Source organism: Nonomuraea sp. NPDC048826 (assembly GCF_043198225.1).
Lineage (GTDB): Bacteria > Actinomycetota > Actinomycetes > Streptosporangiales > Streptosporangiaceae > Nonomuraea.
The window spans coordinates 148,851-167,025 of sequence record NZ_JBICUQ010000013.1 but is presented as its reverse complement, the minus strand read 5'-3'; the positions used below and the strand labels follow the sequence as shown (position 1 = coordinate 167,025).

Annotated in this window: 17 protein-coding genes and 1 riboswitch; of the genes, 9 read left to right on the top strand and 8 right to left on the bottom strand. The window is 71.1% G+C overall.

What is annotated here, in order from left to right; translation table 11 throughout:
* Positions 1-99 precede the first annotated feature (99 nt).
* Genes ACGFI7_RS38825 through ACGFI7_RS38815 form a run of 3 tightly spaced genes read left to right on the top strand, consistent with a single transcriptional unit; the run spans position 100 to position 1,890 of the window.
* Positions 100-438: a DUF3263 domain-containing protein gene (locus ACGFI7_RS38825; RefSeq protein WP_393413781.1), complete on the top strand. Its 339-nt coding sequence runs from the start codon at positions 100-102 to the stop codon at positions 436-438.
* A gap of 39 nt (positions 439-477) precedes the next feature.
* Positions 478-1,248 carry a trehalose-phosphatase gene (gene otsB / locus ACGFI7_RS38820; RefSeq protein ID WP_393413856.1) on the top strand — a complete coding sequence of 257 codons (771 nt, stop codon included), beginning with the start codon at positions 478-480 and terminating at the stop codon, positions 1,246-1,248.
* Between the two features lie 36 nt (positions 1,249-1,284).
* Positions 1,285-1,890, top strand: coding sequence for a hypothetical protein (locus ACGFI7_RS38815; protein ID WP_393413778.1), 606 nt, complete (start codon positions 1,285-1,287; stop codon positions 1,888-1,890).
* A gap of 2 nt (positions 1,891-1,892) precedes the next feature.
* On the opposite strand, the gene ACGFI7_RS38810 is transcribed toward ACGFI7_RS38815, so the two are convergent.
* Complete coding sequence (locus ACGFI7_RS38810) at positions 1,893-3,317, bottom strand: trehalose-6-phosphate synthase (RefSeq protein ID WP_393413775.1); 1,425 nt, start codon at positions 3,315-3,317, stop codon at positions 1,893-1,895.
* Between the two features lie 31 nt (positions 3,318-3,348).
* On the opposite strand from ACGFI7_RS38810, the gene ACGFI7_RS38805 reads away from it, so the two are divergent.
* The 5 genes from ACGFI7_RS38805 (at position 3,349) to groL (ending at position 8,097) form a co-directional block, all read left to right on the top strand.
* Positions 3,349-3,903, top strand: coding sequence for an RNA polymerase sigma factor (locus ACGFI7_RS38805; protein ID WP_393413772.1), 555 nt, complete (start codon positions 3,349-3,351; stop codon positions 3,901-3,903).
* Between the two features lie 85 nt (positions 3,904-3,988).
* A riboswitch (SAM riboswitch) is annotated at positions 3,989-4,130 on the top strand.
* Between the two features lie 13 nt (positions 4,131-4,143).
* On the top strand, positions 4,144-5,376 hold the full coding sequence (thrC, locus tag ACGFI7_RS38800) for a threonine synthase (protein WP_393413769.1): 1,233 nt from the start codon (positions 4,144-4,146) through the stop codon (positions 5,374-5,376).
* Positions 5,377-5,401: 25 nt separating this feature from the next.
* Positions 5,402-5,677: a MoaD/ThiS family protein gene (locus ACGFI7_RS38795; RefSeq protein ID WP_270155684.1), complete on the top strand. Its 276-nt coding sequence runs from the start codon at positions 5,402-5,404 to the stop codon at positions 5,675-5,677.
* 252 nt (positions 5,678-5,929) lie between these two features.
* Entirely contained in the window at positions 5,930-6,130 is a 201-nt protein-coding gene (locus tag ACGFI7_RS38790; RefSeq protein ID WP_068927743.1) for a cold-shock protein, read from the top strand.
* Positions 6,131-6,468: 338 nt separating this feature from the next.
* The gene (gene groL, locus ACGFI7_RS38785) at positions 6,469-8,097 is read left to right on the top strand and encodes a chaperonin GroEL (protein ID WP_393413766.1); all 1,629 of its coding nucleotides are present in this window, start codon (positions 6,469-6,471) and stop codon (positions 8,095-8,097) included.
* A gap of 195 nt (positions 8,098-8,292) precedes the next feature.
* Here groL and ACGFI7_RS38780 read toward each other — a convergent pair whose 3' ends face one another.
* The 3 genes from ACGFI7_RS38780 to ACGFI7_RS38770 form a co-directional block, all read right to left on the bottom strand.
* The gene (locus ACGFI7_RS38780; protein WP_393413763.1) at positions 8,293-8,718 is read right to left on the bottom strand and encodes a GNAT family N-acetyltransferase; all 426 of its coding nucleotides are present in this window, start codon (positions 8,716-8,718) and stop codon (positions 8,293-8,295) included.
* A 159-nt stretch (positions 8,719-8,877) separates the two neighbouring features.
* A complete protein-coding gene (locus ACGFI7_RS38775) occupies positions 8,878-9,408 on the bottom strand; it encodes a YbhB/YbcL family Raf kinase inhibitor-like protein (RefSeq protein WP_393413760.1) in 531 nt (176 codons plus the stop codon).
* An 84-nt stretch (positions 9,409-9,492) separates the two neighbouring features.
* On the bottom strand, positions 9,493-11,490 hold the full coding sequence (locus tag ACGFI7_RS38770) for a HelD family protein (RefSeq protein WP_393413757.1): 1,998 nt from the start codon (positions 11,488-11,490) through the stop codon (positions 9,493-9,495).
* A gap of 163 nt (positions 11,491-11,653) precedes the next feature.
* On the opposite strand from ACGFI7_RS38770, the gene ACGFI7_RS38765 reads away from it, so the two are divergent.
* A complete protein-coding gene (locus ACGFI7_RS38765) occupies positions 11,654-11,986 on the top strand; it encodes a hypothetical protein (RefSeq protein ID WP_393413754.1) in 333 nt (110 codons plus the stop codon).
* A gap of 209 nt (positions 11,987-12,195) precedes the next feature.
* Here the strand turns inward: ACGFI7_RS38765 and ACGFI7_RS38760 are convergent, their stop codons facing one another.
* The 4 genes from ACGFI7_RS38760 to ACGFI7_RS38745 all read right to left on the bottom strand — a co-directional run bounded on the left by ACGFI7_RS38760 (position 12,196) and on the right by ACGFI7_RS38745 (position 18,167).
* Positions 12,196-13,848 carry a DNA repair helicase XPB gene (locus ACGFI7_RS38760; protein WP_393413752.1) on the bottom strand — a complete coding sequence of 551 codons (1,653 nt, stop codon included), beginning with the start codon at positions 13,846-13,848 and terminating at the stop codon, positions 12,196-12,198.
* A 64-nt stretch (positions 13,849-13,912) separates the two neighbouring features.
* Entirely contained in the window at positions 13,913-14,251 is a 339-nt protein-coding gene (locus ACGFI7_RS38755; RefSeq protein ID WP_393413749.1) for a hypothetical protein, read from the bottom strand.
* A 61-nt stretch (positions 14,252-14,312) separates the two neighbouring features.
* Positions 14,313-15,794, bottom strand: coding sequence for an AMP-binding protein (locus tag ACGFI7_RS38750; RefSeq protein WP_393413746.1), 1,482 nt, complete (start codon positions 15,792-15,794; stop codon positions 14,313-14,315).
* Between the two features lie 42 nt (positions 15,795-15,836).
* Positions 15,837-18,167, bottom strand: a complete 2,331-nt coding sequence (locus tag ACGFI7_RS38745; protein ID WP_393413743.1) for a helicase-associated domain-containing protein — start codon at positions 18,165-18,167, stop codon at positions 15,837-15,839.
* Between the last annotated feature and the right edge of the window lie 8 nt (positions 18,168-18,175).

The following is an 18,175-nucleotide window of genomic DNA, read 5'->3' as shown; positions in this document are numbered from 1 at the left end:
TCAATCCGCCGTGAACAGCCGCACTCGGCACATTACGATGGCCACGGGCCGCCTGCGCGCGAAGCCATCGTCGCGCCGCCCGTTCCCGAGGAGGACACCATGGACACTGCACCGTCAAACGGTGACAGTGCTGACCAGAGGGCTGACCAGGGGGCCGATCAGGACGCCGCCCAGGAGCCCGTCCACCGGCCCCTCACCGACCGCGAACTCGAGCTCCTCGCCTTCGAGCGCCACTGGTGGCGCTACGCGGGCGCCAAGGAGCAGGCCATCAAGGAGACCTTCGGGTTCTCCGCCACCCGCTACTACCAGCTGCTCGCCGAGCTGATCGACAGGCCCGAGGCGCTGGCCCACGACCCCATGCTGGTCAAGCGGCTGCGCCGGCTGCGTGCCGGTCGCCGGCGCGAGCGCTCCGCCCGGAGGCTGGGCATGCGCCCCTGACCCGCTGGGTACGGCAGCGGCGTGACCGACATCCCTGGAATGGAAGCGATACTCAAGGATCCGGCCGGCGCCGTGATCGGGCTCGACTTCGACGGCACCCTCTCGCCGATCGTGCCCGACCCCGACGCCGCCGTCGTCCACCCCGGCGCGCCGCCGGCGCTGGCCGAGCTGGGCCGGTACGTCCGTGCCGTGACGATCCTGACCGGGCGGCCGCCCGCCAAGGTGCTGGAGCTGGGACCCGCGCTCAAGGAAGTGCCGGGCCTGGTCATCCTCGGCCACTACGGGTTCGAGCGGTGGGAGGACGGACGGATCTCCGCGCCCCCGCCGCCGGCCGGGGTGCCGCGAGCCAAGGCGGAGCTGCCGCTGCTGCTCGACTCGCTGGGCCTGACCGACGTGGCCATCGAGGACAAGGGCCGCGCCGTCGCCGTCCACACCCGCCGCAGCGCCGACCCCGAGGGCGCGCTGGCCGCGCTGCGCGAGCCGCTGTCCGCGCTGGCGGCCGAGCACGGCCTGGTCGTCGAGCCCGGCCGCATGGTGCTGGAGCTGCGGCCGTCCGGCATGGACAAGGGGCACGCGCTCAGCGCCTTCCTGACCGAGCGGTCCGCCAGGTCGGTGCTCTTCGCCGGCGACGATCTCGGCGACCTGGCCGCCTTCGGCGCGGTGCGCTCGTCCGGACTGCCCGGCGTGACCGTGTGCAGCGGCTCCGCCGAGGTCACGGCGCTGGCCGAGCGGGCCGACATCGTGGTCGACGGCCCGGAGGGCGTGGTGGCGCTGTTGCGGGAGCTGACGGCGGCGTTCAGCCGATCGTGACCAGCTTGCAAGCGGGCGTCCCTAGGCTCTCGGACCATGAGCAAGAAGCACCTCGCCGCCGTGGCCGTGGCGGCGGCCGCGGTTCTCGTCGCCCCCGCCGCCGCAGCCGCGTCCACCACCTCCTCCAGCACCTCCGCCGCTCCCTCCCAAGAGCTGAAGCTGCGCAAGGGCCTGACCCTTTACATCCCGATCCAGTGGGTGGTCCACCGGCTCAGCGGTGACCGGATCCGCGTCGTCACCGGCCGTTGCGCCGCTCCCGGGGGCAGCTTCTTCACCCCCGGCTGCAAGAGCTTCTGGATCCTCGGCCCGAAGGCGATCAAGAAGGGCGCGGAGGGCTTCGGCCCGTACAACGCGGACAGGGGCGGCTACTACCCGGCCTCCGACGTGCAGAGGTGCCCGAAGAACGGGTTCCTCGTGCGTGCCGAACGGGTCGTGCACAAGAAGGGCCTGCGTCAGGTCGGCCCCGGGCACAAGGCGCACTACCACCAGTTCACCACCCGCTGCCGCACCACCAACGGCAAGAAGACCGGTGTCTCGTTCACCACCCGCGAGTGGTATCTGCCGAAGTCGCAGATCCTCGTCGTCGACGAGTGGAACACCAAGCTCCTCGGCGACACCCTCAAGTACGCCGACTGGCGGTGAAGTCAGGCGAGCGCGTCGAGCTGGGCGGCCAGCCACCGGTGCGGGGGCAGCGCGGTGGCGGCCGCCTCCAGCCGCTCCCGGCGGCGGGTCCGCTCCGGCTCGGGCATCACCAGCGCCGCGTGCAGCGCGCCGGCGGTGCCGGTGATGTCGTACGGGTTGACCACCAGCGCGTGGGGGCCCAGCTCGGCGCACGCGCCGGCCTCCCGCGACAGCACCAGCGCGCACTTCGGCGACAGGATCGGGCCCTCCTTGGCCACGAGGTTCATGCCGTCGCGGATCGGGTTGACCAGCAGCACGTCGGCCAGCCGGTAGGCGGCCAGCGAGCGCGGGTAGTCGTCGTTGACGTTGAGGATCAGCGGGTCCCAGTCTTCGGTCGCGTACTCGTCCTCGATCTCCTGCGCGCAGCGCTGCACCGCGGCGGTGTATTCGCGGTATTCGGGCAGGTCGTGGCGGCTCGGGTAGGCGAAGGCCAGGTGCACCACGCGGCCGTGCCACTCGGGGTGGGCGTCGAGGAACTCCTTGTAGGCGAGCAGGCCGCGCACGATGTTCTTCGACAGCTCGGTGCGGTCGATGCGCACGATCAGCTTGCGGTCGCCGACCTCCTCCCTGATCGCCGCCATGTGCGACTCGACGTCGGGCTCGCCGGCGCGGGCCAACAGCGCCTTGCCGTCGACGCCGAGCGCGTGCACGCCGACCCGGGTGGTGCGGCCCTCGTGAGTGATCGTGCCGGCCTTCCCGTCGACCTCGGCGCCCAGCACGGTCTGGCAGCACTCCATGAACGCCTTCGCCCACCGGCGGGTGAGGAACCCGGCGTGGTCGGCGCCCAGGATGCCCTCCAGCACCTCGCCCGCCACCTCGTCGGGCAGCAGCGAGAAGTATTCGGGCGGCGCCCACGGGGTGTGGCTGAAGTGGGCGATGCGCAGGTCGGGCCGCTCGGCGCGGAGCATGGCCGGGGTCAGCGTCAGGTGGTAGTCCTGCACCAGGACCCGGGCGCCGTGGCCGGCCTCCTCGGCCAGCGCGAGCGCGAACGACCCGTTGTAGTCGCGGTAGGACTCCCAGTCGCGCTGGAACCTGGTGCCGAAGTGGGGCGCGTTCGGGATGTCGTAGAGCAGGTGGTTGACGAACCAGAGCGTGGAGTTGGCCACGGAGTTGTAGGCCCGGTGGAAGGTGGAGGGCGCGATGTCGAGCATGCGCAGCGCCCCCGTCTCGTAGCCGGCGTGGTCGAGCCGGCCGCCGGGGGCCTGGCGGACGGCACTGCGGTCGCCGTCGGACAGGGCGGCGCACACCCACAGCACGCCGCGGTCCTTCGCCACTCCGGACAGGCCGGAGACGAGCCCGCCGCCGCCGCGTTTCATGGTGAGGACGCCGTCGTCGGAGACGGTGAACGACACCGGGCCTCTGTTCGAGGCGAGCAGGACGCTGTTCATTTCCCCTCCCTCCGATCATAGGATCCCAGCTATGGCGCTAGATGAGCACACCGAGGAACTCGCCCGTGCCGCCGCCGGCGGCGACCATCGCGCTCTCGGCGAGCTCCTGCGGCGGATCGAGCCCGACGTGCTGCGGCACTGCGCCCGTATCCTGCCGTACCACCATGACGCCGAGGAGGCGGCGCAGGACACCCTGCTCGCGGTGGCGCGCAACATCGGGCGGTTCGAGGGACGGGCGAGGTTCAGCACCTGGCTCCACATCGTGACCGCCAACTGCGCCCGTACGACCTACCGCTCGCTGAAGCGCAGGGCGGCGGAGCAGAGCTCCGACGAATTGCTGACCCAGAAGCCCGACGTGCGGCGGGTCAGCGTGATCGCGGGCTCGCGGCTCGACCTGCTCGACGCCATGGAGGCGCTGGAGGCCGACAAGCCCGACCTGGCCCAGGCGCTGGTGCTGCGCGACATCGTGCAGCTCGACTACAGCGAGGTGGCCGAGCAGCTCAACATCCCGCTCGGCACCGCCAAGTCCCGCATCCACCAGGCACGCAAGTATGTCCAGGGGGTGCTGGGCGACGATTACCGATGAGACCGTTCATCTCGGAGTTTGAGACGCCTGTCCTGGGCACGTGGTTGAGCGGGTAGAGTCCGAGTCAGCAGCAACAACTGAACATTGCTCATCCAGAGGGGTGGAGGGACCGGCCCTGCGAAGCCCCGGCAACCCTCCCGGCTTGTGACTCGCGACCTGGCGAGGCCGACCGGGACAGGGTGCCAATTCCGGTCCGCGGTCAAGGTGGCCGCGGGCGAAGATGAGGGAAGGCCTCGCTTCATGTCGCTCGACTTTGGTCCTGCAACCGCTCTCTCCTGCCGCGAGTGCGGCGCCCGCTACCCGCTCGGTCCCAACTTCGCCTGTGTCGAGTGTTTCGGGCCGCTGGAAGCGGCCTACGACTTCGGCGACGTCAAGCGGTCCGACATCGAGTCGGGCCCGGCCAACATCTGGCGCTACCGTTCCCTGCTGCCGGTGCCGGCCGACGTCGCGACCAAGCCCAACATGAACCCCGGCTGGACGCCGCTGGTCAAGGCGGGCAACCTGGGGCGGGCACTCGGCATCAAGTCCCTGTACGTGAAGGACGACTCGGGCAATCCCACCCACTCCTTCAAGGACCGGGTGGTTGCCATCGCCGTCGAGGCGGCCCGCAACTTCGGCTTCCACACGCTTTCCTGCTCCTCGACCGGCAACCTGGCCGGGGCGGTGACGGCCGCCGCCGCCAGGGCCGGCCTCGACGCCTGCGTGTTCATCCCCGCCGGGCTGGAGCAGGCCAAGATCGCCATGGCCCGGGTGTTCGGCGGCAAGCTCATCGGCATCGAGGGCACCTACGACGAGGTCAACCGGTTCTGCTCGGAGCTGATCGGCGACCCGCTGGGCGACAAGTGGGGGTTCGTCAACGTCAACCTGCGGCCCTACTACGCCGAGGGCTCCAAGACCCTCGCGTACGAGATCGCCGAGCAGCTCGGCTGGCGGGTGCCGGAGCAGATCATCATCCCGATCGCGTCCGGCTCCCAGCTCACCAAGATCGACAAGGGGTTCAAGGAGCTGATCCGGCTCGGGCTGGTCGAGGACCGGCCCTACAAGGTCTTCGGCGCGCAGGCGTTCGGCTGCTCGCCGGTGTCGGCCGCCTACAAGGGCGGCCATGACGTGGTCCAGCCGGTCAAGCCCGACACCATCGCCAAGTCGCTGGCCATCGGCAACCCGGCCGACGGCCCGTACGTGCTCGACATCGCCCGGCGCACCGGCGGCGCCGTCGAGGACGTGACGGACGCCGAGATCGTGGCGGCCATCAAGCTGCTGGCCTCCACCGAGGGCATCTTCGCCGAGACGGCGGGCGGCGTCACGGTGGGCGTGCTGAAGAAGCTCGTCGAGACCGGGCAGCTCGACCCGGAGGCCGAAACCGTGGTGCTCAACACCGGCGACGGGCTCAAGACGCTCGACGCCGTGGCGGACGACGCGCAGCCCACGGCCGTGATCCGGCCCTCCCTCGACGCGTTCCGCGCGACTGTCTGACAATCAGGAAAGGCGAGGTTATATCATGAGCGTTTCTGTGCGGATTCCCACCATTCTGCGCACGTACACCGGGGGCAACGCGGAAGTGAGTGGGGAAGGCGCGACTCTCCGTGACGTCCTGGCCAAGCTCGACTCCGACTATCCGGGCATCGGCGCCCGCATTCTGGATGAATCGGGCAAGATTCGGCGTTTTGTTAACGTCTATGTGGGGGAAGAGGACGTCCGATTCGCCCAGGGTCTTGACACTCCCGCCCCGGAGGGCGCACAGATCTCCATCATCCCGGCTGTCGCGGGCGGCTGAGTCCTCCGTCCGGCCCGAGCATCCGTCTGGAAGGCGCCCCCATGGGGCGCCTTCTGCTTTTGCCAGGAAATTCAACCTTGAACTACTCAGCCTAGGGTGAAATAGGTCTTTTGCGGATTGACTCTGTTGCCAAACGCTCTGCCACAGGTATGGTCGAGTGCGATCGTCAGACGATATCCCCATAAGTCTTGGCGATTGTGGGTCTCGCGGAGGAATGGGCGAGATCTCTGAGCCCAGTAAGAGGAGTCGGAAGTGGCGCAGGGCACCGTCAAGTGGTTCAACGCGGACAAGGGCTACGGCTTCATCGCGGTAGACGGTGGTAAGGATGTATTCGTCCATTACTCGGCAATCATGATGGACGGCTATCGCTCTCTCGAGCAGGGCCAACGGGTCGAGTTCGAGATCACGCAGGGCCAGAAGGGGCCGCAGGCGGAGTCCGTCCGTGCGGTCTGACGAGTAGCTGGTACGCACCGGCAGCCCCCACGCCAGCGCAGTGCGTGTGATCTGCCACCTCACCATCGAAGTTACGGCGGGCCGCCCGGGGCCCGCCGTACGGACTCCCTCCGGACTCTTTGCGGCTCCTCGCGGGCGCGGGGGTTGACCTGGCCAGAGCCGAGTCGGCTTGCACTCGGCAGGGTAGAGTGCTAAACAGTTCGTTGGCACTCTATGTTGATGAGTGCCAACGGGGATCGAGACGATGGGGCCTGCCGAACGGAGATGCGGGCCCACATGCCGTCGCGGGCGTCGGCTCGATCTCACCAGGACACCCGTTATCTGGGAGGTCTCGCCTAATGGCAGCCAAGATGATCGCGTTTGACGAGGACGCCCGGCGCGGTCTCGAGCGCGGGATGAACCAGCTCGCCGACGCGGTGAAGGTCACGCTGGGCCCGAAGGGCCGCAACGTCGTGCTGGAGAAGAAGTGGGGCGCCCCCACGATCACCAACGACGGTGTCTCGATCGCCAAGGAGATCGAGCTCGAGGACCCGTGGGAGAAGATCGGCGCCGAGCTGGTCAAGGAAGTCGCCAAGAAGACCGACGACGTCGCGGGCGACGGCACCACCACCGCTACCGTGCTCGCCCAGGCGCTGGTCCGTGAGGGCCTGCGCAACGTCGCCGCGGGCGCCAACCCGATGGCCCTGAAGAAGGGCATCGAGGCCGCCGTGGAGCGGGTCAGCGAGGAGCTCTCCAAGCTGGCCAAGGATGTGGAGACCAAGGAGCAGATCGCCTCCACCGCCTCCATCTCCGCCGCCGACCCCGAGATCGGCTCGCTCATCGCCGAGGCGATGGACAAGGTCGGCAAGGAAGGCGTCATCACCGTCGAGGAGAGCAACACCTTCGGCCTGGAGCTCGAGCTCACCGAGGGCATGCGCTTCGACAAGGGCATGACGTCGATGTACTTCGTCACGGACTCCGACCGCATGGAGGCCGTGCTCGAGGACCCGTACATTCTGATCGTCAACTCGAAGATCTCGGCCAACAAGGACCTGCTGCCGCTGCTCGACAAGGTCGTGCAGTCCGGCAAGCCGCTCCTCATCATCGCCGAGGACATCGAGGGCGAGGCCCTGGCCACGCTGGTGGTCAACAAGATCCGCGGCCTGTTCCGTTCCGTGGCCGTCAAGGCCCCGGGCTTCGGCGACCGCCGCAAGGCCATGCTGGCCGACATCGCCATCCTCACCGGCGGCCAGGTCGTCGCCGAGGAGGTCGGTCTCAAGCTGGAGAACGCCACCCTCGACCTGCTGGGCCGCGCCCGCAAGGTCGTGGTGACCAAGGACGAGACCACGATCGTCGACGGCGCCGGTGACGCCGACTCGATCGCCGGCCGGGTCAACGAGATCCGCGCCGAGATCGACCGCACCGACTCCGACTACGACCGCGAGAAGCTCCAGGAGCGCCTGGCCAAGCTGGCCGGCGGTGTGGCCGTCATCAAGGCCGGCGCCGCCACCGAGGTCGAGCTCAAGGAGCGCAAGCACCGCATCGAGGACGCCGTGCGCAACGCCAAGGCGGCCGTCGAGGAGGGCATCGTGCCCGGCGGTGGCGTGGCCCTGCTGCAGGCCGGCGCCAAGGCGTTCGACAAGCTCGAGCTGCCGGGCGACGAGGCCACGGGTGCGGCCATCGTGCGCAAGGCGCTGGAGGAGCCGCTCAAGCAGATCGCGGTCAACGCCGGTCTCGAGGGTGGCGTCGTGGTCGAGCGCGTCCGCAACCTCACCCCGGGTGAGGGTCTCAACGCGGCCAGCGGCGACTACGTCAACATGTTCGAGGCGGGCATCATCGACCCGGCCAAGGTGACGCGCTCGGCGCTGCAGAACGCCGCTTCGATCGCCGCGCTGTTCCTGACGACCGAGGCCGTCATCGCCGAGAAGCCCGAGAAGGCTCCGGCCGCCCCCGCGGGCATGCCCGGCGGCGGTGACATGGACTTCTGATCGAGAGTTCTCGATACGAGGTTCGCGAGAGCGGTCCGCGCCGGTGTTTCCGGTTCGGGCCGCTTCGCTTTTGCGCCCGCCCTCTTTACGGATGACTTTTGCCGGACTGCCACTATCTGTAGATGGCCGATAACGTTCCGATATACTTGAACGTACGGAAAACGTCTCCCGGCTCCTTTAACCGAGCGACAGCGTTCAGCCGGAAAGCGGCTTGACCCAACGCGCCCACTGCGGCTGCGGCGCGTAACCGGCGGCGGCCCAGGCGGGGTGCGCGAGCGTGTTGTCATCCAGGACCATCGCGTCGATGCGGAACGCGCCGAACTTCGCGAAACGCTCCTCGGCGGCAGCCAGCAGGGCGGTCGCGACGCCCTTGCGGCGGTGGCCCGGATGGACGGCCAGGCGGTAGAGGTGGGCGCGCCACCCGTCCCAGCCCGCGATCAGCGTGCCCACGAGCTCGCCGTCCAGCTCGGCCAGGAGCAGCGCCTCCGGGTCGCGGTCGAGCAGCGCATGAACCTTGCCCGCCGAGTCCTGACGGTCGGTGCCTTCGGCGGCGTGCAGCCAGAACTCCAGGACCGCCCCGACGTCCGCCTGCATGCCCGCCCGGATCACAAGGTCACCCATGGCCCGGAACCTACCAAAACCACGACACCGCCCCCCGGGGGAGGCGGTGCGGTCGCGAGTTCAGGCCCGCGGTCGCCATCTCCCAGGGGAGGCGGCGCGGGCGTGGGTCAGGCCCTCCGAGGTGGGGGCGGGTGGGTCAGGCCCCCGGGGGCGCGTGGGTCAGACTCCGAAATGGGGGATGATGTGGCCGCGGGCCAGGGTGTTGGCGGTGATGTTGAAGCCCACCACGGCCGGGCTGGCGTCCGTGTCGACGCCGAGCGTGTCGACGCCGAGCGCGTGCACGGTGAACACGTAGCGGTGCGGGTCGCCGGGCGGGGGAGCCGAACCGCCGTAGTCCTTGGTGCCGTAGTCGTTGCGGGCGTGCTTGGCGCCCTGCGGCAGCCCCTTGAACTCGGGCGAGGTGCCGGCGCCGGTGGGCAGCTCGGTGACCGACGCCGGGATGTCGAACAGCACCCAGTGCCAGAAGCCGCTGCCCGTGGGCGCGTCGGGGTCGAAGCAGGTCACCGCGTAGCTCCGCGTCTCCTCCGGCGCGCCCGACCAGCTGAGGCTGGGCGAGAGGTTCTGGCCCGTCATGCCCCAGTCGTTGAAGACGTGGAGATCGCTCAGCCGCTCCCCGTCCGTCATGTCGTCGCTGTGGACGGTGAGCGAGGGGACCGACGGCAGGTGTTCGTGTGGCAACGGTGCTGGCACGGCATCCTCCTTGAGGGATAGCTCCTTGACGTCATCCTAAGAGTGATCCTCTACCCCGCCACCGGCCCGGCGACCCCCTCGGGATCAGCCGGCGAGCTGCGCCGGGAGGGGCTTGTGGTGCAGGACCGTCAGCGAGGTGACGGCGCGGGTGAGCACCACGTACAGGCGGGCCAGGCCGCGCGGTTCGGCCTCGACGATGTCGGCCGGCTCCACCACGATGACGTGGTCGTACTCCAGGCCCTTGGCCAGCGTCGCGGGCACCACCAGGAGGCGGTGCTCCTGGACGGAGTCGGGGTCGAGGACGGCGTGCGCGACGCCGGACAGCGTCTCGGAGACCGCGGCGACCGCGGCGTCGGGGACGATGACGCCGATGGAGCCCTCGCGGGACAGCGTCTCCAGGACCGCCTCGCGCAGGTCGCCGGCCGGCCGGATCGACAGGGACCCGGCGCCGGGGCGCAACGACCGCGGCGCGGCCAGGTCCGGGGCGACCGACGGCAGCAGGCGGGCGGCGTAGTCGAGGACCTCGCGGGGCACCCGGAAGCCCAGCGTCAGCTCGGTGACCTCGCCGTCCTGCCCGAGATGGGTCAGGACCGACCGCCACGACGTGGTGGACCAGGGGGTGGTGCCCTGGGCCAGGTCGCCGAGCACGGTGGCGGAGCCGTTGCGGCAGCGGCGGCCGAGCGCCCGCAGCTGCATCTCCGACAGGTCCTGCGCCTCGTCCACGACGAGGTGGCCGAGCGAGGGCGTGCGTTCGATCAGGTCGCCCAGCTCGTCGAGGAGGGCCGCGTCGGCGGCGCTCCACTTGGCGGACTTCCAGCCCCGGTACGGCTTGCTCCAGAGCAGCAGGCGCTGCTCCTCGGGCGACAGGTCGCTCCTGGCCGCCCTGGCGAGGAACTCCTCGTCGGCCAGCAGCCGGTACAGCACCTGCTCCGGCACCAGCTTCGGCCACACGGCGTCGACCAGCTGCTTGACCGGCTTGGACCGGGCGACCGCGTCCTGCACCCGGTCGTCGGGCGACTCGCCGCGCTGCTCCATCCGTACCAGCACCTGGTGGGCGAGGCGCTGGGCGAGCGCGGCGCGGCCGGGACCGTAACGGGTGGTGCCGCGCAGCGAGGCGACGATCTCGCGCACCTCGTAGTCGGCCACCCGGTAGCGGTAGGCGCCCTTGGCGTAGACCACGCCCTCTTCGGGCTTGACGATGTGGAGCCAGAGGGCCCGCTTGAGCACGGCCGCCATCCGGGCGTCGCCCTTGACCGCGGCCGTCGCCGGGTCCTCGGGCGCGGTGTGGTCGCCCAGCAGCCCGGCCACCGTGGTCTGGTCGACCTTGACCTCGCCCAGCGCCGGCAGCACGGAGGAGATGTAGGAGAGGAAGGCCCGGTTCGGCCCGACGATCATCACGCCGGCCCTGGCGAGCCGCTCACGGTGGGTGAACAGCAGGTAGGCGGCCCGGTGCAGGCCGACGGCCGTCTTCCCGGTGCCCGGCGCGCCCTGCACGCACACCGTACGGGTGAGCGCGGCGCGGACGATCTCGTCCTGGTCGGGCTGGATGGTGGCCACGATGTCGCGCATCGGGCCGGTGCGGGGGCGCTCGATCTCCTCGGTGAGGATCCGCGACGGGCCGATCTCGGCGCCCTGGTCGAGCGGTTCGTCCTCGTACGCGGTGAGCACGCCGCCGTGGTAGCCGAAGCGGCGGCGCAGCGCCACGCCCATCGGGTCGGCGGGGCTGGCCTGGTAGAAGGCGCGGGACACGGGGGCGCGCCAGTCGATGACCAGGGGGCGGCTGGTGCCGTCGTGCACGTGCCGACGGCCGACGTAGATGGTGGAGGGCAGGTCGTCGACGGCGGAGCGGTCGAGCCGGCCGAAGAACAGCGGGGTGTCGGGGTGGTCGGCCAGGGCGGCGACGCGCTGGTCGAGCAGCGACTGGAGAATCTGCTGCGACACCCAGTCGCCGGCCGCGTCGGCCGACAGCGACTGCGCGTGCGCGCGCATGGCCGCGAGGGCGGCCCTGGACTCGGCCAGGTGGGCCTGTTCGGCGGCGAGGACGCCGGAGGGTATGTCGGGGGCCAGTTGGTCTGTGGGCATGCTGAAGAGCCTCCCGGTGGTCGGAGGTAGGTAACTAGGCAGCGAATCCGCCAGTTTAGTGCGGCCGTCGCGATGGCTTCAAAGGCTTTAGCCGCCACGCCGGAGGGCATGCACCGGGCAGCGGGAAGGCTTTCGCCGGACGGCGGAAGGGTAGGAAGTCCGCGTGGCGCGTGTGCGACTCGGCTTCTCGCCGATCCTTCCCACGATCGCGAGCTTCCTGCTGGCCGCCCTGTGGGCGTTGTCGGTGTTCGCCGGCTGGGGCCTGGAGGCCTTCTGCGCGGGCGGTCAGTCGCCTGCCTGCGGCCGGCAGCTCGCCGTGTTCTCCTCGGTGTCGGGCTTGTTCGCCGCGGTGGCCGCCTGCCTGACGGCGGCGGCCTGGGCGGTGCCGGCGGCGCGGCACGACGAGCGGATGTTCACCCGGTTCATGATCCTGAGCGTGGGCGCGTGGATCGCCGCCGAGGGCGTGCTGTTCCTCGGCGGCCTGCTCGCCAAGTGAACGATCTTCGCAAACCGCGGACATATAACGAAATGCCTCAAAATCCGGGCATACCTGGTGGCATTGCCGGATCATCGGGGTATGTCGCAGCCGGATTCAGGTAGCGGCGTGAAGGTACGCAGTGAGGGGGGATGGTTCGATTGTCGACGACCCGCGGAGTCTCGTGGACCTGAGACAGGGAGGCCTGGCCGCTCGCTGAGCGGCCGGGCTCACACCCCGCCCAGCACGTCGTCGGCGTCGATGATCGAATACGCGTAGCCTTGCTCGGCCAGGAACCGCTGCCGGTGCGCGGCGAACTCCTGGTCGACCGTGTCGCGGCTGACCACGGTGTAGAAGCGCGCGCCACCCCCGTCGGCCTTCGGCCGCAGCACCCGGCCCAGCCGCTGCGCCTCCTCCTGACGGGACCCGAACGTCCCCGACACCTGGATGGCCACGCTCGCCTCGGGCAGGTCGATGGAGAAGTTGGCCACCTTCGACACCACCAGGACCTGGATCTCCTTGTCGCGGAACGCCTGGTAGAGCCGCTCACGCTCCTTGACCCGGGTCTCGCCCTTGATCACCGGCGCGTTCAGGTGCTCGCCCAGTTCGTCGAGCTGGTCGATGTACTGGCCGATGACCAGCACCTGCTCGCCCAGGTGACGCCGGACCAGCGCCTCGGTGACCTGCGTCTTGGACGGCGTGGTGGCGCAGAAGCGGTAACGCTCCTCAGCCTCGGCCATCGCGTACGCCAGCCGCTCCTCGTCGGTGAGCGTCACCCGTACCTCGACGCAGTCGGCCGGGGCGATCCAGCCCTGGTTCTCCATCTCCTTCCAGGGCGCGTCGTAGCGCTTCGGGCCGATCAGCGAGAACACGTCGCCCTCGCGGCCGTCCTCGCGCACCAGCGTCGCGGTCAGGCCCACCCGCCGGCGCGCCTGCAGGTCGGCCGTCATCCGGAAGATGGGGGCGGGCAGCAGGTGCACCTCGTCGTAGACGACCAGCCCCCAGTCGCGCGCGTCGAACAGCTCCAGGTGGCTGTAGACGCCCTTCCGCCTGGTGGTCATCACCTGGTAGGTCGCGATGGTGACCGGCCGGATCTCCTTCTTGGAGCCGGAGTATTCGCCGATCTCGTCCTCGGTCAGCGAGGTGCGCTTGAGCAGCTCCTGCTTCCACTGGTGGGCGCTGACCGTGTTGGTGACCAGGATCAGCGTCGTGGCCTGGGCGTGTGCCATCGCCGCCGCGCCGACGATGGTCTTGCCGGCGCCGCAGGGCAGCACGATCACCCCGGAGCCGCCGTGCCAGAAGGCGTCGGCCGCCTCCTGCTGGTAGGGCCGGAGGGTCCAGCTCTCCTGGGTCAGCTGGATCGGGTGGGCCTCGCCGTCGACGTAGCCCGCCAGGTCTTCAGCCGGCCAGCCCAGCTTGAGCAGCGCCTGCTTGATGTTGCCGCGATCGCTCGGGTGGACCGCGACGGTGTCGTCGCCGACGCGCTCGCCCAGCATCGGCTGGATCTTCCTGGCCCGCAGCACCTCTTCGAGCACGGCCCGGTCGGTGGAGGTCAGCGTCAGCCCGTGGACGGGGTGCTTCTCCAGCCGGAGCCGGCCGTAGCGGGCCATGATCTCGGCGACGTCGACGAGCAGGGCGTGCGGCACCGGATAGCGGCTGAAGCCGATCAGCGCGTCGATGACCTGCTCGGCGTCGTGACCCGCGGCGCGGGCGTTCCACAGCGCCAGCGGGGTGACCCGGTAGGTGTGCACGTGCTCGGGCGCGCGCTCCAGCTCGGCGAACGGCGCGATCGCCTTGCGGCACTCGTCGGCCTTCTCGTGGTCGACCTCGAGCAGCAGCGTCTTGTCCGATTGGACGATGAGCGGGCCGTCGTTCACAGCCATCCCTTCAAACGGTTGACGCCTATCCAACACGCGCGACGGCCCAAACAGTCCCCAGCGCGCGGAATCAGTCGTCGAAGTGGCCGTTGACGCCGAGGTAGAGGAACAGGACGGCCATCACCGCGAAGCCGGCCCCCAGCACGATCCAGCTCGACGTGACGTACGAGCGGGCCTTCTCCGGCCGCGTCCCGGCGCCCAGCGCCCGGCCCGCCAGGATGGCGCCGACGATGCCGAAGACGTTGCAGCAGGAGAAGACGCTGAAGAGGTTGAGCGTGAGCGCGACGATGGCGGCCACGTTGGGCTCGCTGCGAACCGGAGGCGGGAGATGGCCGTAGCCGCGGGACGGGGGCGGCTGATCGCCGTAAGGGGCTCCGTAAGGCAGATAAGGCTGGTCGTCCTGGCTCATGTTCACCTCCCTGACGGGTCAAGGAATATCACGGATCCGGCGGGGGCCGGCCCCGATCCCGTCAGCTGTCGAAGCGTGCCCGCAGGGCCTTGCGGTCGAGTTTCAGCACGCTGGTCACCGGGATCGCGTCGACGAACGTGACCTCGCGGGGATACTTGACCCGGCCCACGCGCTCCCTGGCCCAGGTGATCAGCTCCTCGGCGGTGACCTTCGCGCCGGCCGCCACCTGGACGAACGCGACGACCTCCTCGCCCAGCCGGGGGTCCGGCCGGCCGACCACCCCCGACATCACCACGTCGGGGTGCTGGTTGAGTGCGTCCTCGACGTCGCGCGGGAACACGTTGAACCCGCCCCGGATGATGAGGTCCTTCTTCCTGTCGACCACGTACAGGTAGCCGTCGTCGTCCACGCAGCCGACGTCGCCGGTGCGCAGCTCGCCGTCGACCAGCGCGGTGCCCTCGGGGTCGGCGACGTGCTCACCCCAGTAGCCCAGCATCAGCCCGTCGCCGGACACGCAGATCTCGCCCACGTCACCCTGCTCCACGGCCTCGCCCGAGGAGTCGCGGATGGTGATCGTGTAACCGGGGAGCGGCAGGCCCACGCTGCCCGGCTTGCGCCGGCCCGGCGGGTTGAACGTGGTGACGGCGCTGGTCTCGGTCAGCCCGTAGCCCTCCAGGATCGTCACGCCCGGCATCCGGCGCTCGAACTCCGCCAGCACGTCCCGGCCCAGCGGAGCCGCGCCGCAGGTGAGGAAGGCCAGGTCGGGCAGCGGGTGCTCCTCCAGCGGCTCGGCCAGCAGCATCTGCAGCATGGCCGGCACCACCGTGCCGTACTGCACCCGCTGCTCGGCGGCGAGCCGGAGGAACTGCCCGGGGTCGAACCAGCGCATCAGCACCGCCTCGGGCGGCTCGGCCGCGTGCATCCCGGCCACGGTGACGATCAGCCCGTACGCGTGCGAAAGCGGCACCGGCACGATGGCCCGGTTGATCCCCTTTTGGTGGGACAGCTCGTAGGCGGCCCTGGCGACCTGCCACAGGCCCGCATGACTGAGCATGACGCCCTTGGCCCGCCCGGTGGTGCCGCCGGTGTACATCAGCGCGGCCAGATCGCCCGGGTCGCGCGCCACCGGGCCGTGCTCGGCGGCCCGCTCCAGATCGGCGGTGTCGACGTACACCGGCACGTCCACCCCGGTGGCCCGCACCGTGTCGGCCAGCTCGGGCGAGGTGACCACGGCCGCGGCCCCGCTGTCGACCAGGATGTGCCGCAGCTCGTCGACGCCCACCAGGAACACCACCGGCGTCACCACCGCGCCCGCCGCCCAGAGCGCCTGGCAGACCAGCGGCACCTCGGGGGAGGTGGCCATCATCACGACCACCCGGTCGCCGGGCCGGATCCCCGCCTCGACGAAGCCGCCGCAGGCCCGCCTGGCCCGCTCGGCGAGGGCGTGGCTGCGGTGCCAGACGCCGTCGTAGAACACCGACTCGTAGTCGTCGAACCTGTGCCATGACTGCTCGGCCAGCCTGCCCAGCGTTTGCTCGGTCACATGCCTAACTTCCTGCGGCACCAGGCGCGCAGTCAACCCCGCTCAGACGCCGGACACGCCGGTGATGCGGTGGAGGGCGAAGCGGTGGACGGCGGCCCGGGTCTCGTCGTAGGCGGTCAGGTAGCCGCCCTCCATCCGGGCCGGCTCCAGGATGCGGGAGGTGGCGTTGCCCTGGGAGTCGGTGTAGCCGATCCACACCCGCACGCCCTGCCGGATCGCGTCCTGGAGGATCGAGATCGTGGCCGTCGCGGGGGTGCGCGGCACCTGGCCGTCGGGGGAGCCGACCGGCTCGCGCCGGGACAGGTGGGCCGCGTCGCCCGCGCGCAGCGCCCGCACGGCCGCCGCCGCCACGCCCGGCTCGGGGCCGGTGGGCGGCGCGACCTGGCGGGCCGGGGCCGGGCCCTCGGTGCGCCTGCTGTCGAGCTGGGAGATGATCACGTCACCGTCCAGCGACTCGGGGACCGGCGCGTACCCCATCGCGCGCAGCGAGTCGACCAGCACCGCGCGCGACGAGCGCGAGGCGATGACGGTCGGCGCCAGCCGGCGCAGGCGCAGCGCCGCCGAGCGCCGGTCGGCGGTGATCTGGTCGAGCAGCGCCGGGTCGTCGCAGCGGATGTAGGCGCTGGCGGTGCCGACGCGGATCCGGCCGTGCCGCCGCGCCACGTCGGAGACGAGGTACGACAGCGCCTGCGGCATCGGCGTGGCCGAGTGGCGCTCCAGCATGGCCAGCAGCTCCTCGGCCGCCTGGCCCGCGTCCAGGGCGCGCCGGATCGAGCTCTCGCTGAACCGGTAGACGGTCGCGCCGCCCTTGGACTCCACGTCGGCGGCCAGGGTCATCCAGCGGTTCAGCTCGCTGGTCAGCGGCCCCGGCGCGACCGCGGTCAGGTCGGCCTGCAGCAGCACGTGGTCGACCGGCTCCGGCAGCAGCGGGGCCAGCGCGGGCGCGGCCTCCTCGCCGCCCGCCAGGGCCCGTCCGTGGCCCGACAGCGCGCCCAGGCCGGTGAGGCCGAGCTGCTCGGCCTCCCGCAGCGCGAACTCCGTCAGCTGCTCGCGCAGCGGCCCCCGGCGGCGCGGCTGCTCCCACGCGAGCCGTCCGAGCACCGAGTCGTGCGAGGGGGCGAGCCCCGGCGCGGACGCCAGCACGCCGAGCGTGGCCGCGCGCACCCCGGCCGCCGACGAGCGGCGCAGGTCGGGATGGAGCGCGTTCAGCGGCTTGTCGCGGTCGTCGCGCTCGCCCACGAGGCCGGGCACCCGGTCCATCACCAGCCAGGCGGCGGCCAGCGCCACCCACCGGTCGGCGGTCGACCGGACCCGCCACAGGTCGTAGCCGGCGGTGGGCAGCCACTCGCCGTCGACGCTGCCGCCCGCCGCGATCAGCCCCGCCGCGTACGCGACCTCGACCACCAGCGCGGCCGCCCACTCGGGCAGGTCGAGCTCGCTCGCGGTGCGCTTCATGTCGCGCACGCCCAGGCCGCCGGTGCGCAGCACGCCCGGCGGCTCGATGCTCCACCGCTCGCACAGCTCCTCGACGGCCCGGACGAACGCGAACGCCTGCCCGGCGGCCGTGCGGTCGGCGAGCTTCTGGTCGCGCGCCGCGCCCTCAAGCGCGGGCGGCAGCGCCAGCAGGTCGCGGTGGACCCGGCCGCCGCGCAGGTGGAGGCCCACCTCGCGGGGCAGCGTCACGCTCTCCTCACCGGTCGCCGCCAGCAGGCCGCGGGCCAGCAACTGCTCGATCGGGGAGCGGGCGGAGGCGATGCTGACCTCACGCCTGGCGTTCGGCACCCGGCCGGTCGGCGGGCCCCAGACGAGCTGCTCCAGGGCGGCCCGCGCCTCCGCCGACACGCCCTCGACCAGCGGGCCGGGCTCGGCCAGCGCCGCCGCGAGCCGCTCGCGGCCCGACCCGGTCGTGCCGGGGGCGACGTCGTCGGCCATCTCGTCGAGCTGCTCCGGCGGGTGATGGCGGAAGGCCACGTCGGCGGGCGGGCCCAGCCCCGCCGGGTCGTCCAGCACCTTGCGCACGCCCGGCGCCAGGTCGAGCGCGCTGTCGGGGCCGTACACCAGCGCCAGCTCGCGCAGCCGGTCGAGCGCGGCGGTCAGGGCCGGCTCCGGCTTGCCCGCCGCCAGCGCCGCCGCGATCAGCTCGCGCAGCGCCGTCTTCCTGATCGGGCCGCTCCGCACGGCCAGCGTCTCGACCACGGCGAGCGTGAAACGGTCGAGCCGGTCGAGCACCCGGGCGATCGCCGACGGGCTGCTCGCCCGCGCGGCCAGGCCTTCGAGGTGCGCCGGCACCGGAGTGATCAGCTCGGGACGCGCCGTCACCAGCGCCCGTAGCTGCTCGTCGGTGCGCCCCCTGATCCACTCCGTGAACTCCATCGTTGCCA